This is a genomic window from Anaeromyxobacter soli (assembly GCF_022808855.1).
GTDB classification, from domain to species: Bacteria; Myxococcota; Myxococcia; order Myxococcales; family Anaeromyxobacteraceae; genus Anaeromyxobacter; species Anaeromyxobacter soli.
In genome coordinates this window covers 1-15,302 of sequence record NZ_JAKZLF010000029.1, presented here as the reverse complement: position 1 = coordinate 15,302, position 15,302 = coordinate 1, and the positions used below count along the sequence as shown (strand labels likewise).

Annotated in this window: 15 protein-coding genes; 5 read left to right on the top strand and 10 right to left on the bottom strand. The window is 74.7% G+C overall.

The window, feature by feature from the left end; all coding sequences use genetic code 11:
- Positions 1-2: 2 nt before the first annotated feature.
- Positions 3-2,060 carry a S9 family peptidase gene (locus tag MLV88_RS17835; RefSeq protein ID WP_243338235.1) on the bottom strand — a complete coding sequence of 686 codons (2,058 nt, stop codon included), beginning with the start codon at positions 2,058-2,060 and terminating at the stop codon, positions 3-5.
- Between the two features lie 92 nt (positions 2,061-2,152).
- On the opposite strand from MLV88_RS17835, the gene MLV88_RS17830 reads away from it, so the two are divergent.
- Positions 2,153-4,900: a serine/threonine-protein kinase gene (locus tag MLV88_RS17830; protein WP_243338233.1), complete on the top strand. Its 2,748-nt coding sequence runs from the start codon at positions 2,153-2,155 to the stop codon at positions 4,898-4,900.
- A 102-nt stretch (positions 4,901-5,002) separates the two neighbouring features.
- Here the strand turns inward: MLV88_RS17830 and rplI are convergent, their stop codons facing one another.
- The 9 genes from rplI to MLV88_RS17785 form a co-directional block, all read right to left on the bottom strand.
- Positions 5,003-5,452: a 50S ribosomal protein L9 gene (gene rplI, locus MLV88_RS17825; protein ID WP_242347052.1), complete on the bottom strand. Its 450-nt coding sequence runs from the start codon at positions 5,450-5,452 to the stop codon at positions 5,003-5,005.
- Between the two features lie 13 nt (positions 5,453-5,465).
- Positions 5,466-5,891: a 30S ribosomal protein S18 gene (rpsR, locus tag MLV88_RS17820; protein ID WP_243338232.1), complete on the bottom strand. Its 426-nt coding sequence runs from the start codon at positions 5,889-5,891 to the stop codon at positions 5,466-5,468.
- 3 nt (positions 5,892-5,894) lie between these two features.
- On the bottom strand, positions 5,895-6,344 hold the full coding sequence (locus MLV88_RS17815) for a 30S ribosomal protein S6 (RefSeq protein ID WP_242341166.1): 450 nt from the start codon (positions 6,342-6,344) through the stop codon (positions 5,895-5,897).
- A 107-nt stretch (positions 6,345-6,451) separates the two neighbouring features.
- On the bottom strand, positions 6,452-7,030 hold the full coding sequence (gene pth / locus MLV88_RS17810) for an aminoacyl-tRNA hydrolase (RefSeq protein WP_242341167.1): 579 nt from the start codon (positions 7,028-7,030) through the stop codon (positions 6,452-6,454).
- Positions 7,031-7,038: 8 nt separating this feature from the next.
- A complete protein-coding gene (locus MLV88_RS17805) occupies positions 7,039-7,746 on the bottom strand; it encodes a 50S ribosomal protein L25/general stress protein Ctc (protein ID WP_242341168.1) in 708 nt (235 codons plus the stop codon).
- 398 nt (positions 7,747-8,144) lie between these two features.
- Positions 8,145-9,110 carry a ribose-phosphate pyrophosphokinase gene (locus MLV88_RS17800; protein WP_242341169.1) on the bottom strand — a complete coding sequence of 322 codons (966 nt, stop codon included), beginning with the start codon at positions 9,108-9,110 and terminating at the stop codon, positions 8,145-8,147.
- 141 nt (positions 9,111-9,251) lie between these two features.
- On the bottom strand, positions 9,252-9,551 hold the full coding sequence (gene spoVG / locus MLV88_RS17795; RefSeq protein ID WP_242341170.1) for a septation regulator SpoVG: 300 nt from the start codon (positions 9,549-9,551) through the stop codon (positions 9,252-9,254).
- A complete protein-coding gene (ispE, locus tag MLV88_RS17790; protein WP_243338230.1) occupies positions 9,518-10,420 on the bottom strand; it encodes a 4-(cytidine 5'-diphospho)-2-C-methyl-D-erythritol kinase in 903 nt (300 codons plus the stop codon). Before ispE ends, spoVG begins: the two co-directional genes overlap by 34 nt.
- Positions 10,421-10,500: 80 nt before the next feature.
- Positions 10,501-12,060 (bottom strand): carboxypeptidase M32, encoded by a 1,560-nt coding sequence (locus tag MLV88_RS17785; protein ID WP_243338228.1) that lies wholly within the window; start codon positions 12,058-12,060, stop codon positions 10,501-10,503.
- Positions 12,061-12,114: 54 nt separating this feature from the next.
- Here MLV88_RS17785 and MLV88_RS17780 point away from each other — a divergent pair, with 54 nt between their 5' ends.
- From MLV88_RS17780 to MLV88_RS17765, 4 genes are all read left to right on the top strand, one after another.
- Positions 12,115-12,930, top strand: a complete 816-nt coding sequence (locus MLV88_RS17780) for a uracil phosphoribosyltransferase (protein ID WP_242360200.1) — start codon at positions 12,115-12,117, stop codon at positions 12,928-12,930.
- Entirely contained in the window at positions 12,923-13,450 is a 528-nt protein-coding gene (gene hpt, locus MLV88_RS17775) for a hypoxanthine phosphoribosyltransferase (RefSeq protein ID WP_242341174.1), read from the top strand. The genes MLV88_RS17780 and hpt overlap by 8 nt, the downstream gene beginning before the upstream one ends.
- A gap of 131 nt (positions 13,451-13,581) precedes the next feature.
- Positions 13,582-14,364, top strand: coding sequence for a hypothetical protein (locus MLV88_RS17770; protein ID WP_243338227.1), 783 nt, complete (start codon positions 13,582-13,584; stop codon positions 14,362-14,364).
- 144 nt (positions 14,365-14,508) lie between these two features.
- A partial coding sequence (locus MLV88_RS17765; RefSeq protein WP_243338226.1) for a methyltransferase domain-containing protein occupies positions 14,509-15,302 on the top strand: 794 nt, incomplete at its 3' end.

The window sequence follows — 15,302 nt, the reverse complement described above, 5'->3', positions numbered from 1 at the left end:
GGTTAGCGCGCCTTCGCGGACAGGTTCGCCGCGGGGCCGATGTGCTCGTCGAGCCACCCGAGCACAACATCGTAGAACACTCTCGCATTCTTCGGCTTGGAGACCCAATGCCCTTCGTCGGGGAATGCGAGGAGCTTCGAAGGGATCCCGCGCCGCTGCAGGGCCGTGAAGGCCGCGTAGCCCTGGTCGACGCCGGTGCGGTAGTCGAGCTCGCCCACCGAGACGAGGGTGGGCGTGTGCCAGCGCTGCACGAAGCGGGAGGGCGAGAACTTCTGGTAGTCGCCCGGCTGCTCGAACGGCGTCCCGCCGAACTCCCACTCCGGAAACCACAGCTCCTCGGTCCGGTAGAAGAACGCCTCCAGGTCGAAGATCCCGGCGTGCGAGACGAGGCAGCGGAAGCGGTCGGTCTGGCCGTTCAGCCAGTGAACCATGTAGCCGCCGTAGCTCGCGCCCGCGGCACACATGCGCTCACCGTCCACCGAGCCTAGGGCGATGGCGGCATCGACGAGGGCCATCAGGTCCTCGTACGGCTTGCCGCCCCAGTCGCGCGAGACGGCGTCCACGTAAGCCTGCCCGTAGCCGGTCGAGCCGCGCGGGTTCGGCAGCACCACCGCGTAGCCGCGCGCCGCGTACAGCATGGCGTTCCAGCGCGAGGTCCAGGCGTCGTTCCAGGCGCCCTGCGGTCCCCCGTGGACGAGCACCGCCGCGGGGTGGCGCTCGCCGTCGCGCTGGCCGGCGGGGAGGACGATCCAGCCGAACACCTTCGTGCCGTCCTTCGAGATCGCCTCGAGCGGCCGCAGCGTCGGGCGCGCGACGCCGGCGAGCGCGTCCGCGGCGAGCCGCGTGCGCTCCGCCCAGCGCGCCTTGCCCGGTGCTCCCTCCAGCACCGCGACCTCGGGCGGGGCGGAGATCCCGTCCACGAGCGCCGCGGCGCGCGTCCCGTCGGCCGAGTACGAGACCGACTGGACGTTCACGCGCGGCCTTCCGCCGAGCGCCGGCGTGCCGGCGAGCTTCGCGATCTTCCCGCTCCGGACGTCCACCTCGTAGAGCTCGTGGTAGCCGGAGGTGAGCGCCGCGAACCGCAGCGCCGCGCCGCCCCGCGCCCAGTGGAGGTCGCTCGCGGAGAGCTCCGTGCCGGCGGTGAGGTCGCGGGCGTCCTTGCCGTCCGTCCCGGCCACCATCACCCGGAAGCGGTCCGACTCGTAGCCGCCGCGCGCCTGCGAGAGCCAGGCGATCCGGCTGCCGTCGGGGGAGGGACGCGGGCTCGCGTCCCAGCCCGGTCCGCTCGTCACGCGCCGGGCCTCGCCGCCCGCGAGCGGCACCGCGAAGACGTCCGCGTTGGTGGAGGCCGCCTCGAGCGGGTCCGCGACGGAGGTGAAGTAGAGCGTCTTCCCGTCGGGCGAGACCGCGAGATCGTCCACGCCGCCGCGGACGGCGGGCGGCGCGTCGCGATCGCCCGGCGTGAGGTCCGCGGGCGCGCCGCCGTCGAGCGGCACCCGGAGGACGTGCGTGCGCAGCCGCTCGCGCCACTCGTTCCAGTGGCGGAACAGGAGGCGGGTCGCGAGGCGCGGCTTGCCCTTCGCCTCGGCCTCCGCCCTGGCTGCGCAGGCGGCGTCGGCGCCGCAGCGCGGGTCCACGTCCGCGGTGACGAGGAGCGAGGCGCCGTCCGGCGCCCAGAGCAGCTCGCTCACGCCGCCGGGCAGGTCGCTCACCGGGCGGATCTCGCCCGAGGCGAGGTCCACCACGTGCGCCTGAGGGGTCCCGCCGCGCGTCGAGACGAAGGCGAGCCGCTTGCCGTCCGGAGAGAAGCGCGGTGAGGAGATGCGCTCGTCACGATCGGTGAGCTGCCGCCGCACGCCGCCCGCCGCGGGGACGACGTAGAGGGCCGAGGCGATCTTGTCGCCCGCCCGGTCGAGTCGCCCCACCGTGAAGGCGACCCGGGCGCCGTCCGGCGAGAGCTCGGGCGCTCCGACGCGCGGGAGCGCCACGAGGTCGTCCACCGTGAACGGCCGGGGCGCGGCCGTGGCCACGACGAGCGCGGCGAGGGCGGAGGTCAGCATGGAGCGCCCTTCTACCACGTGCGCCCGCCACGTCCGAACGGCGCGGAGAGCTTTGCGGGGGCGGGCTCGCGCGCTACGCTCCGGCGCGAGCGATGGCGCGTCGCAAGCCCGCCCCGGAGCCCCCCGTTGCCTGCGCCCGCTGCGGGCACCTCGCCGATCCCTCGCGCGGGAGCGCGAACTTCTGCACGGCCTGCGGGGCGCCTCTCCGCGCGGGCGCGACCGGCGCGACCGGCGCGCGCGGCACCGGCCGCCGCCGCGGGAAGGATGGGGTCGTCGCCGACCGCTACCGGCTCGTCGAGCTCCTCGGCGAGGGCGGGATGGGCCGGGTCTACAAGGCCGAGCACATCCGCATGGGGAAGACGCTCGCGCTGAAGCTCCTGCGGGAGGACTTCGCCCGGGAGCCCACCGCGGCGGAGCGGTTCCTCGCGGAGGCGCGGGCGGTGTCGCGGCTGTCGCACCCGCACACCCTCGCGGTCTTCGACTTCGGCGAGGTCGGCCGGCAGGGCGGCCTGTACCTCGCCATGGAGTACGTGCCGGGCGAGGATCTCGCCGCGGCGCTCGCGCGGAGCGGACCGTTCCCCGAGGCGCGCGCCCGCGAGGTCGGCCAGCAGGTCCTCGGCTCGCTCGCCGAGGCGCACGACGCCGGCGTCGTCCACCGGGACGTGAAGCCCGCCAACGTGATGCTCATGCGCACGCGGGGGGGCGAGGACTTCGTGAAGGTCCTCGACTTCGGCATCGCCTCCCTCCGCGACGACTTCGCGGGCGGCGCCGACGCCGGCGCCGGCGCCATTTTGGGCACGCCCGCGTACCTCGCCCCCGAGCAGGCCCGCGGCGCCGCGCTCGATGGCCGCGCCGATCTGTACGCCCTGGGGTGCGTGCTCTACGAGCTCGTCGCGGGCCGGCCGCCGTTCGTGGCGCCGAGCCCGATGGCGGTCGTAAAGGCGCACCTGTCGCAGGAGCCGCCGCCGCTCGCCTCCCTGGCGCCGGGCGTGTCGCGCGCCTTCGCGGACGTCGTGCACCGCGCGCTCGCGAAGCGCCCTCAGGATCGTTTCCCCTCCGCCGACGCCATGCGCGCGGCGCTCCTCGCGCTCGCCGCGCCCGCCAGCCGCGCCCGCGCGACCGCGCGGGAGCTCGAGGGCGACCTCGACCTCGCGAGCCGCGAGGACTTCGACGCCCTCGGCAGGCAGGTGCGCGCGCTGCGCGCGGGGCGGCTGGCGCCGCTCGCGCTCGCAGGGAGCCTGGCGGTGCTCGCCGCGGGCGCCGCGCTCGCCTGGCGCTGGGATGGCGCGTACGCCCTGCTCGCCGCCCGCGCGCCGTCGCTCGCGGCGGCGCTGCCCGGCGCGCTCCGGCCCGACCTGCCCTTCGACGGGCGCGAGCACGAGCCGAACGACCGGCCCGAGCAGGCGAACCCGCTCCCGCTCCCCGCCGGCCCGGAGGGCGCGACGGAGCTCCTCGGCCGGGTGGGGGAGCGGCGCGGGCGCGAGCTGGGGGACGCGGACGTGTTCCGCGTGGAGGTGCCCGACGCGGGGCCGCGCACGGCGCTCGAGGCGGAGTGGACGGGCGCGGACGCCGGCGCGGGCCTCCCCGGCCTCGACGTGGCGCTCACGCTCCACCGCGCGCCCGACGAAGCCGCGGGAGGCGAGGCGCCGCTCGTGGCGCAGGTGGATCGCGGCGGGCCGGGCGGCGCGGAGCGGCTCGTCGCGGCGGTCTCGCGGGGCACCTATTACCTCGCGGTGCGCGAGCGGCACGCGCCCGGGGCGCCGCCCGTCGAGCGGCCGGAGCACGACTACCGGCTGAGGGTGCGGCTCGTCGAGGCGAGGCCGGGCGAGGAGCTCGAGCCCGACGAGCCGCCGGCGCCCGGCGCGGGAGCGGCGGAGTGGGCCGTCCTCGCGGCCCGCAACCCGCTCCGGCCGGGAGCGTCGCTCCGCGGGGAGACCTCGACCGACGATCCCGACGTGCTCGCCGCCGAGGTGGCGGGTTCACCGGCGCTCGTCGCGCTCGTCCCGGATCCCGGCGTCGCGCTCGAGGTGCGCGCCCCGGCCCACGGCCCCGCTGCCGCCGCCTCGGAGGCGCTGGCGGAGGGCCTCTCAGCGCCCGGCGGCTCGCCGCTCCTCGTTTCGCTCGCGCCCGTGTCCGTGCCGGCCGCGCCGGTGCTGCTCGAGGTCTCTGCCCTCGAGGGCGCGGGCGGGTACACGGCCCTCGCGCTCGGCGCGGACGCGGCCTCGGGCGAGGCGGCCCTCGCGCTCGTGCGCGCGCTCGCCGGCGCATCGCGCGCCGCGCCGGCGCTCGAGCTCGCCGCCGCCTACGCGGAGGAGCTGCCGGGAGCCGCCGCGCGCGACGCCGTGCTGCTCGAGGCGGGACGCATCGCCGAGGCCGCGGCCGCGAGCCTCGCGCCGGAGGGCGTCGCGGCGTACGACGCCGCCGCCCGGCGGCTCGGCGAGGCCCTCTTCGAGGCGGCGGACGGCAAGGTCCGCTACCTCGCCGCGTTCGAGCGGAGGATCGGCGGCGCGGGACCGCTCGCGGAAGAGGCGGCGCTCCGGGCCATCGCGCTCGCGCCGCCTTGCGGCGCGGAGGAGGTCTGGGCGAGGGCGGAGGCGTTCCTCGCGCGCGCGCCCGCGCCGGCTCCGGAGCGCGCCGCCACCGCCCGCGTGCTCGCCGCGCGCGCCGCGGAGGAGCTGCTCCGCGCGCCGCCGGCGGACCCGGCGCTCCGGGTACGCGCGGCGGACGCGTGGCGCGCCGTCGCCGCGGCGGGGGGGCCGGACGCCGCCCTCGCGAGCGCGCGCGCCGCCGCGATCGAGGCGGGCGAGCTGCCGCCGGACGCCGGGCCCCTCTGCCGCTGAGGGAGCCTGATCCATGGCGCGGGACGCGGCGCGTGGCCGAAAACGAGGAGAGGGCCGGCCCCTGAGGACCGGCCCTCTCGATGAGGCGGTGCGGGCGAGCGGTTACGCCGGCTCGGCCTCGACCTTCACCTTCGCCTTGCCGACCACCTCGCTGTGGAGCTTCACGGGGACCTCGAAGTCGCCCGTGGTCTTGATCGGCTCGGCGAGATCGATCGAGCGGCGGTCGATCTGCAGGCCGCGCGCGGCGAGGGCCTCGGCGACGTCCATCGCCGTGACCGAGCCGTAGAGCTTGTCCTGCTCGCCGACCTTGCGCACGAGGGTGATGGGCGTCTCGGCGAGCCGCTTCGCGACGGCCTGCGCGCTCGCCTTCATCTTGGCGGCCTTGGCCGTCGCGATGGCCTTCTGGTGCTCGAGCTCGCGGACGTTCTTCGGGTTCGCGAGGACCGCGAGGCCGCGGGGGAGCAGGAAGTTGCGCCCGTAGCCGGGCTTCACTTCCACGAGCTCGCCGCCCTTGCCCAGGTTCTCGACGTCTTCACGGAGGATGAGCTTCATCGCCGGCCTCCCTTTACATCCCGCCCACGGTGTAGGGCAGGATCGCGAGCATGCGGCCGCGCTTCACGGCGGTGGCCACCTCGCGCTGGTGCTTCGCGCAGTTCCCGCTGATGCGGCGGGGGATGATCTTGCCGCGCTCGGTCAGGAAGTACTTCATCTGCGACTGGTCCTTGTAGTCGACCTTCAGCGTCTTGTCGGCGCAGAACCGGCAGACCTTGCGCCGGCCGAAGCCGCGCCGCCCACCGCCCTCGTCGCCGCCGCGATCGTCGCGATCGCCCCGGTCGCCGCGATCCCCGCGGTCGCCGCCGCCGCCGCGCGAGCCGAAGCCCCCGCCGCCGCCGCCACCACCGCCGAACCCGCCGCCGCCGAAGCCGCCACCGCTCCGAGGACCGCCGAACCCACCGCTGCTCTTCGGACCACCCATGTCAGGACGTGCCATGGCCTATTCCTCCGCCTCGGGCGCCTCGGCCTCGAACGGCTCCTCGCCGGGCACGAACTCACCGCGCTCCTCGCGCGGCTTCTGCTCGTCCTCGACGGCCTGGATCTTCACGTCGGCCTCGACCTGGCGGGCGTCGAAGTCCACGCCGTCGGCGACCTTCACCGACTGGAACTTCTGCACCACGTCGATCATCTTCAGGTTGCGCTCGAGCTCCGCCACCAGGCCAGGCTGGCCGATGTACAGGACGTGCATGTAGAGCGCCTTCGGGTTCTTGCCGACCGGGAACGCGGTCTTCCGCTTGCCCTGGTTGGTGAACCGGATGACCTTGCCGCTCTCGCGCGTCACGACGCCGCGCAGGCGCTCCTTGATCTCCTCCACCTGATCGTCCGGCGTCTCCGCCTTGAGCAGGTAGATGGTCTCGTACTCGCGTACGAGCTTCCTCGTCTCCGCCATGTCGCTCCCCTCGGGTCTGAAAGCGGCGGTTCGCCCGCCGCGAGGAGTCGTCTCCGTCTCCGCCGCCCGGCCCCATGCCGGTCGGCGGGTGCTGCAGGAGAGTGCTGCTATCCCGCCGCGCTCGCGCGGCGGTTCACCTGGTTCATCGCCTTCGCCGCGCCCAGCTCGACGACGAGCCGGGTGGCGTCGGTGGCGCGCACGAGGCAGTCCTCGAGCTCCGCCTCGTCGCCCTTCGAGAACCGGCCGAGCACGTAGTCGGCCGGGTCCATCCGCGGCGGCGGCCGGCCCACGCCGACGCGCACGCGCGCGTAGTCGGGGCCGCCCACGTGGGCGTTCACGCTCTTCAGGCCGTTGTGCCCGCCGTGACCGCCCCCGACCTTGAGCTGGATCCGGAAGGGGTCGAGCTCGAGGTCGTCATGCACGACGACGAGGTCCTCGCGCCCGAGCTTCCAGAAGTGGAGCGCGGGCCCGACGGCCTCGCCGGAGTGGTTCATGTAGGTCTGGGGCTTCATGATCCAGACCCGCTCGCCGCCCGCCCGCCCCTCCGCCAGCTCGGAGGCGAACTTGCGGAGGGTGAACTCGGCCCCGAGGGCGAGCGCGAGCCGGTCGGCAACGAGGAAGCCGACGTTGTGGCGCGTGCGCGCGTAGTCGGGGCCGGGGTTCCCAAGGCCGACGACGAGCTTCAAGGGCGTGCCTACTTCTTCGCGCCCTTGGCCTCGGGCTTCTTGCCCTCGGCCGCAGGAGCGGCGGCGCCCGCAGCCGCGGGGGCCGCGCCCGCCGGGGCGGCAGCGCCCTCGGCCGGAGCCGCGCCCGGAACGGCGGCCGCCACCGGGGCGACGACCTCCTCCTTCTCCGGCACGGCGACGAACGCGATCACGTAGTCGGTCGTGAACTTGAACTTGCACCCCTCGGGCGGAGTCAGCTCCGAGACGTGGATCGAGGCGCCGATCTTGAGGTTCGTGACGTCGACCTCGATCCGCACCGGGATCTTCGCCGGGAGCGCCTCGAGCACGATCTCGTGCGTCGCGAGCGAGAGGATGCCGCCCTCCGCCTGGCCGGCCGCGCGGCCGGTCGTGACGACCGGCACGTCGACCTTCACCGGCTCCTCGAGGCTCACCTCGAGGAAGTCGGCGTGCTCGAGCTTCCGCGAGACGGGATCGACCGCCCAGTCCTTGAAGAGGACGTGCTTGTCGCTGCCGTCCAGCTTCAGGGTGAGGAGGGTGTTGAACTTGTGAGGGGTCTCGATCGCCTTGAGGAGCGCGCTGGGATCCACCGCGAGGTGGGTCGGCTCCTGCTTGCGGCCATAGACGACCGCGGGGATGAGGCCCTGCTGACGCAGCCTGCGGGCGGGACCCTTGCCCTTGCCCTCGCGGCGCTGCGCGTTGACGATGATGTCGGCCATTCTCGTCCTCCCAATGGACTCGGGCCGCTCCGATCGAGGAGCGGAGCGCGAGGGGCCGCCGGATGAGCGTGCCGGCCCTGGGTGGTGTGAGGGCCCCCGACCTTCCGGGAGCCACGGGAGCGCGGGTGATTACCGGAAACCCCGCGGCGAGTCAAGAGGTTCGGGGCGGTTTACCGTCGGGGGCCCCGCCGAGCGGTCACGACCGACCTCTCGCCGTGGGAGGGGCGAAGCCCCTCCGGCGGGGAACCAGCGCGCACCCGCCAAGCGGGCGCGCTCGGCGACCTTCTACGAGCGCAGGCGCAGCCGGAATGAGGCTGCGCCGGAGCGAGCCGGGGTCCGGGGGACGCGTCGTGGGTGTCCCCCGGCAAGAAGCCAGGGGGCGGGGGCGCAGCCCCCGCTTAGACAAACAAACTCGACAGCGAGTCGGCCGAGTGGATCCGGCGCATGGCCTCGGCGAGGAGCCCCGCGACCGAGAGCGCGCGGATCTTCCGGCACGCCTCGGCCTCCGGGCGGAGGGTGATCGTGTCGGTCACCACGACCTCCTCGATCGGGCTCTTCACGATCCGCTCGACGGCCGGGCCGGAGAGCACCGCGTGCGTCGCGTACGCGTAGACCTTGAGCGCGCCCTTGTCCATGAGCGCGTTCGCCGCCTGGGTGAGCGTGCCGGCGGTGTCGATCATGTCGTCGAGGAGCACGGCGATCTTCCCCTGCACCTCGCCGATGACGTTCATGATCTCGGCGACGTTCGGCTTCGTGCGCCGCTTGTCGATGATGCCGAGGGTGGACCCGAGCCGCTTCGCGTAGGCGCGGGCGCGCTCCACGCCGCCGGCGTCCGGCGAGACGACCACCACGTTCTGGGTGTCGCCGTCGAAGCGCTTGCGCATGTGCTCGACGAGCACGGGCGCGGCGTAGAGGTGGTCGAACGGCACGTTGAAGAAGCCCTGGATCTGGCCGGCGTGCATGTCCATCGAGACGACGCGCGTCGCGCCCGCCGCCACGAGGAGGTCCGCGACGAGCTTCGCGGTGATGGGCGAGCGCGAGGCGACCTTCCGGTCCTGCCGCGCGTAGCCGTAGTAGGGCATGACGGCGGTGATGGAGCCCGCGGACGCGCGCTTCAGCGCGTCCATCATGATGAGGAGCTCCATCGCGTTCGTGTTCGCGTCCGGGGAGGTGGACTGGACGACGAACGTGTCGAGCCCGCGGACGTTCTCGCCGATCTCGACCTGGATCTCGCCGTCGGAGAAGCGCCCGACCGTCGCGTGGCCGAGGGGCCGGCCGAGCTCCTTGCAGATCGCCTCGGCGAGCTTCCGGTTCGAGTTGCCCGAGAAGACCCGGTAGTCGGGCCGATTTCCAAGGAATTGCATCGCGCGCTCCGGCGTGATCCCGCGAAGAACAGACGACGGCCCCGGGGAGGGGAGGCCGTCGGCGGCGCCACATATACCGGAACCGTCGGACGGACCCAACGGGCAAGCGCGCCGGAGCGGAAAAGCGAGACCGGCGCCGCGTCAGGCGTCGTGCGGATCGGTGCCGGTCGGGCGGGGAGCCGCCCCCTTGTGCACCTCGCGCTCGTACTGGGCGAGGATCGTCCGCTCCATCCGCTCCCGCGTCTCGGTGTTGAGCGGGTGGGCAATGTCCTTGAACGTGCCGTCCTTGCGGCGCTTCGCCGGCATCGCGATGAAGAGGCCGGTGTTGCCGTTGATCACCTTGAGGTCGCGGATGACGAAGCAGTCGTCGAGGGTGATCGTGACGTACGCCTTCAGCTTCTCTTCGTTCACGGGGAAGACGCGGACCTCGGTGATCTCCATGGCGTAACCCCCGGATGCCGTCGCACCGTCCTCGCGGCGAGGACCCTCACGTCCCGCTCGACGATCTCCTCCGCGATCGTCCGCGCCGCTCGCGCCGCCGCGTTCTTGCTGGGAAAAAGCCCGAACACGGTGGGCCCGCTTCCGGACATTATAGCGGCCGTCGCGCCGCGACCCACAAGCAGCCCCAAGAGCGTCTTCAGGGGCGGCCGCTCCGCGAGACAGGGCGGCTCGAGATCGTTCCCCGCGCGGGACGGATCGAAGCGATCGAAGCGTGGCGCGAGCCGGGGGCTGCGGCCGTGCCGCGCTGCGTCGAGCCAGCGGTAGGCGTCGCCGGCGCGGATGGCGAGCTCGGGAGCGGTCGGGTAGACGAGCACGAGGTGCTGAGGCGCCACGTCGGCCGGCGTGAGCCGCTCGCCGCGGCCCTCGGCCCACGCCGGGCCGGGGCCGAGGAAGAACGGCACGTCGGAGCCGACCTCCGCCGCGATCGCCGCGAGCGCCCCGGCGTCGCGGATCCGGAACGCGCGCGCGAGGCAGCGGAGCACCGCGGCCGCGTCGGACGAGCCGCCGCCGAGGCCGGCGGTGACCGGGACTCGCTTCGCGATGCGGATGGCCACGGCGCGCTCGATCCCGAAGCGCGCGCGGAAGCGCTCCGCAGCGCGGGCGGCGAGGTTCGAGGCGCCGTCGAGCTCGGGGCGGCCCGGCACGCGGCAGGTGACCGGCCCCGCGCGTTCGCCCACCGTGACGTCCACGCGGTCGCCGAGGTCGAGCGGGACCATGAGCGAGCGGATGCCGTGGAAGCCGTCCTTCCGCGGCGGGCCGACGCGCAGGACGAGGTTCACCTTCGCAGGGGCGATCGTCTGGAGGCGCACGCGTCGCTCCTACCACAGGCGGCGCGCGCCCTGCGGCCCCGCCCGCGCGTCGCCCTGCGAAGGGCATGGCGCCACCCCGGTCAGAGCGTGAGGCCGTAGAGCGCGCCGTACTTCGTCTTCACGTAGCGCTCGAAGTCCGCGTCGGTGAGCCCCACCCCGGCCGCGTCGCGCACGATGTCCTCGGCGTCCTTGCGGCGGCCGACGCGGTAGACCTTCTCGGCGAGCCAGCGCCGCAGCGGGGCGAGGTCGCCCGCGGCGATGGCGTCGTCGAGCCCGGGGAGCGCGCGCCCGGCGGCGGCGAAGAGCGTCGCGGCGTAGAGGTTGCCGAGCGTGTAGGTCGGGAAGTAGCCGAGGTCTCCCCACGCCCAGTGAATGTCCTGCAGCACCCCCTCCGCGTCGTCGCGCGGCCGGACGCCGAGGAGCGCCTCGGAGCGCGCCGCCCACGCCTCGGGGAGGTCCGACACCGCGAGCGTGCCGCGCATCATCCCGAGCTCGAGCTCGAAGCGCAGCGCGACGTGGAGGTTGTAGGTGACCTCGTCCGCCTCGACGCGCACGAGCGAGCGCTCGACGCGGTTCACCGCCCGGTGGAAGTCGGCGGGCGCGACCCCGGCGAGCTGCGGGAAGCGCGCCGCGAGCCGCGGCAGGAACGCACGCCAGAACGGGAGCGAGCGGCCGACCAGGTTCTCCCACAGGCGCGACTGCGACTCGTGGATCCCCATCGACGGCGCGGCGCAGAGCAGGGAGCGGCGGTGCTCGCCGGGGAGGTGCTGCTCGTAGAGCCCGTGGCCGGCCTCGTGGAGCGTGGAGAAGATCGCGGAGAGCGGCTGCGCCTCGTAGACGCGCGTCGTGACGCGCACGTCGCCCGGGTCGAGGCCGAGGGTGAAGGGGTGGAGCGAGCGATCCTGCCGGCCGGCGGCGGGGTCGAAGCCGAGCGCCGCGAGGAGCTCGAGGGTGAAGCCCCACTGGGCCTCGCCGTCGAAGCGGCCGGAGAGGAACCCGTCCTCGGGCGCAGGGGCCGCGTCGATCGCCGCGACGAGCGGCGAGAGCCACCCGACGAGCCGGCGGAGGATGGGCTCGAGGCGGGTGACGCGCATGCCGGGCTCGTAGCCCTCGAGGAGCGCGTCGTAAGGTTCGATCTTGCCGGGGTCCGGCTGCGCCTCCGGCCTCCGCGCCAGCATGGGCATGAGCGCGTCGGCCTGCTCGCGCCGGAGCTCGACGAGCCGGGCGAGCTTCGGGGCGAAGAGGGCGAAGGCGCGCGCGTTGCGGGCCGCCTTCCAGGCGTCGACGCCTTCCGCCTGGGCCTGCGCGAGCGCGCGGACGAGGTCCTGCGGCACGCGCGCGGCGCGCTCGTGATCGAAGCGGAGCGCGCGGAGGGCGGCGGCGCGGTCGGGATCCCCGGAGGCCTCGCGCTCGGCGAGGTCGAGCGCCTCGGCGACGCGGGGCTGGGTGAGTCGCTCGTGGAGGGCGGCCTGGACCGCGGCGAGCTGGTCGCCGCGGGCGACCGCGCCCTTCGCCGGCATGAACGTCTCCTGGTCCCACTGAAGGAGGGAGACGGCGCCCCCGAGCGCCCGCACGTCGCACATGACGGCCGCGAGCGTCTCCCACGCGGCGCTCCTCGGGGCGGGGGCGGTCTCGGGCATGGCCGCTCATTTAGGCAGAGGAATCCGGGGGGACAAGCATTATGCTCCCCGCCCGTGCGAGACCGCAGCTACGACACCGTCCCGTTCCGGCTCTCCGAGATCGAGCACCGCTACGGCGAGAACGTGCACATCGTCGCGAACCCGTTCCTCCTCGGACACCTCGCGACGCTCTGCGCGAAGGAGACGCGCCAGCCCGACATCAGCCGGCTCGTGCGCATCCTCTACGAGGACCTCATCCGCACCGTCCTCAACGTCGAGTTCCCGCGCCGGCGCGTCTCGGTCCCGACGCGCATGATCGACACCTCCCCCCAGGGGATCTTCGAGGGCGAGGTCATCGACCGGGCGGTCCGCGCCGTGACGGTGAACATCGCCCGGGCGGGCGCGCTCCCGTCGCAGGTCGCCTACGACCTCCTGAACGAGACGCTGGAGCCCTCGCTCGTGCGGCAGGACCACATCATCATGAGCCGCATGCTCGGGGTGAACGAGGAGGTCGTCGGCGCCGGCATCGGGGGCATGAAGATCGGCGGGGACATCGACGAGGCGTTCCTGCTCTTCCCCGACCCGATGGGCGCGACGGGCAGCTCGCTCTCGACCGCCATCCAGACCTACAAGACGAAGGTCCCCGGCAGGCCCCGGCGGATCGTGAACATCCACCTCATCGTCACCCCGGAGTACCTCCGCACGATGACGCGGGCGCACCCCGACGTCGTCGTCTACGCGATCCGGGTGGACCGCGGCCTCTCCGCGCCGGACGTCCTCGCGACGATCCCGGGCACGCGCTGGGACGACGAGCGCGGCCTCGACGACCACCAGTACATCGTCCCCGGCGGCGGCGGCTTCGGGGAGATCCTGAACAACGCCTATGTCTAGCGGCGCGGGCAAGGTCGACGTCCTCATCTCGCAGGCGGACCTGCAGGCGCGGGTCGCGGCGCTCGGCGCCGAGATCACGCGCGATCACGCGGGACGCTCGCTCGTGGTGGTCGGGGTGCTGAAGGGGAGCTTCATCTTCCTCGCCGACCTGGTGCGGGCGATCGACCTGCCGATCTCCATCGACTTCATCGGCATCTCCTCGTACCAGGGCACCCGCTCGACCGGGGTCGTGCAGATCACGAGCGATCTCACCCGGCCGATCGAGGGCAAGGACGTGCTCCTCGTCGAGGACATCGTCGATACCGGGCTCTCGATGCGGTACCTCCTCGACAACCTCGCGACGCGCAAGCCCGCGAGCGTGCAGGTGTGCGCGCTCCTCGAGAAGCCGTCGCGCGCGGTCGTGAAGGTGCCCATCCAGTACCGCGGCTTCGAGATCGGCGACGAGTTCGTGGTGGGCTACGGGCTGGACTGGGACGGCAAGATGCGGAACCTGCCGTTCGTGGGCGTGCCGCGGGTGTGAAGGGGTAGTCGTCATTCGTGACCGGCCGCGGGCGAGAGGCCCGCCGGCACGAGGCTCTAGCGACGGCGCGGTTCGCGGCGCGGAAGGCGATCGCGAGCGCGCGAACCGTCGCGCAGCGCGGGAGGACACTCGTGGCGGACGACACGACGAGGACGCCGCGGCGCGGCGGCGGGGCGAGGGCGGCGGTCGCGTGGCTCGCGATCCTGGGGCTCCTCGCGCTCGTCCTGTGGCTCGTCTCGGAGCGGAACGCGCGCACCTGGTACCTCGTCCCGGACGACGGGCGCCTCGTGGTGATGCGCGGCATCCTCGCGCCCTTGGGCCGGCAGACCTTCAAGACCGCCGATCCCTCGCAGGCGCAGGCGTACGAGCCCATCGTGGCGCCCCCCGGCAAGCCGCTCCCGGCGGAGCGCGCGTTCGAGGAGCGGAGCCTGCTCGACCAGGGGATCTACGATCTCCTCTCCGGCTGGGCGCGCGAGGAGATCGCGAGCGGCGACGCGGCGCGGCTCGAGCGCGGCCTCGGCTACCTCTCCCGCGCCGAGCGGCTCGCGGGCCTCTCGCCCACGCAGCGCGACGACCTCTCCGCGCTCCGCGCCGAGTCCGGGTTCTACGAGGCGCAGCGGCTCCTCGATCGCGCCGTCGGCGAGCTGCGCGACGCGACGGAGAAGCTGCGGCACACGGGCGCCTCGCGCTCCGCCCGCGCGAACGACGCGCGCGCGCTCCTTCACGACGTCGAGCCCGCGCTCGACGCCGCCTCGATCGCGCTCCGGAATGCGGCCAGCGCGCAGCGGTCCCAGCAGAGCGGGCAGGGCGCGCAGCCGGCCGCGCAGCCCGGGGCGCCGGCCCAGGCGGCCCCGACCGCGCCCGAGCCGACCCCGGCACCGCCATCGGGGGAGCCGGGCGGCGAGAAGCGCTAGGTCCGCGCCGTGGCGGGGCCGCCGCCCCGAGGTGCGCACACCTCCGCTCCTCTCCGACCCCCGCGCTCCCCGCGGGCCGCCCGCCTAAGCGCCGCGGGCCCCGCCGCCGGACGCCCGGGGCCGGGGTGGTAACATCGCCGCGCCATGGCCCCCTTTCACGCGCGCAACGGCGCGGGCGATCTGCTCGCGCGCTACAGCTTCATCGAGCCGCTCCTCGCCGGCCGCCGCGTGCTGGAGATCGGCGCGGCGGCGGCCTCCGACGGCGCGACCGCGCTGTTCCTCGCCGAGCGCGGGGCGGCGGCGGTCCTCTCCATCGCGCCGAGCGAGCCGGAGCTCGCCGCCGCGCGCGAGGCCGGGCACCACCCGTTCGTGCAGTTTCGCGCCGCCGAGCCGGAGGCGCTGCGGGCCGGCACCTTCGACCTCCTGCTCGTCGCCGACGGGAGCGCGCTCGCGCGCGAGCCGGCCCGCGTCGCGACGCTCCGGCGCCTCCTCGCGCCCGGCGGCCGCCTCGTGACCGCGATCGCGGCCGGGGGCACCGCGCTCGCCGATCTCGGCGGCGAGCCGGCCGCGCCCGAGGCGCCGCCCTACGAGGCCTTCGTCGCGACGCTCGCGGACGAGTTCGCCCTCGTGGAGGTCGCCACGCAGTCGGCGACCGTCGGCTACGTGCTCGCGCTCGCGAGCGCCGGCGAGGACGAGCCGGACATCGCCATGGACGGCACGCTCGCCGGGACGCCCGAGACCGCCGCCTACGTCGCCATCTGCGGCGATGAGCCGTGCGGGCTCGGCGGCCTGTCGGTGGTGGCGCTCCCGGTGCGGCCGCTCGCGGACGGCGCGCGGGGCGCCGCCGGGAGCGCGCGGGCCGCCGCGGAGGCGCTCGCGACCGCCGAGGCGCAGCGCGCCCTCGCCGCGGGCGAGGCGGAGCAGGCGGCCGCCGCGCG

Excerpts from the sequence above, each read along its gene's own strand:
- MLV88_RS17835 (WP_243338235.1), bottom strand. The coding sequence starts at position 2,060 with ATGCTGACCTCCGCCCTCGCCGCGCTCGTCGTGGCCACGGCCGCGCCC.
- MLV88_RS17830 (WP_243338233.1), top strand. The coding sequence starts at position 2,153 with ATGGCGCGTCGCAAGCCCGCCCCGGAGCCCCCCGTTGCCTGCGCCCGC.
- rplI (WP_242347052.1), bottom strand. The coding sequence starts at position 5,452 with ATGAAGCTCATCCTCCGTGAAGACGTCGAGAACCTGGGCAAGGGCGGC.
- rpsR (WP_243338232.1), bottom strand. The coding sequence starts at position 5,891 with ATGGCACGTCCTGACATGGGTGGTCCGAAGAGCAGCGGTGGGTTCGGC.
- MLV88_RS17815 (WP_242341166.1), bottom strand. The coding sequence starts at position 6,344 with ATGGCGGAGACGAGGAAGCTCGTACGCGAGTACGAGACCATCTACCTG.
- MLV88_RS17805 (WP_242341168.1), bottom strand. The coding sequence starts at position 7,746 with ATGGCCGACATCATCGTCAACGCGCAGCGCCGCGAGGGCAAGGGCAAG.
- MLV88_RS17800 (WP_242341169.1), bottom strand. The coding sequence starts at position 9,110 with ATGCAATTCCTTGGAAATCGGCCCGACTACCGGGTCTTCTCGGGCAAC.
- spoVG (WP_242341170.1), bottom strand. The coding sequence starts at position 9,551 with ATGGAGATCACCGAGGTCCGCGTCTTCCCCGTGAACGAAGAGAAGCTG.
- MLV88_RS17785 (WP_243338228.1), bottom strand. The coding sequence starts at position 12,060 with ATGCCCGAGACCGCCCCCGCCCCGAGGAGCGCCGCGTGGGAGACGCTC.
- hpt (WP_242341174.1), top strand. The coding sequence starts at position 12,923 with ATGTCTAGCGGCGCGGGCAAGGTCGACGTCCTCATCTCGCAGGCGGAC.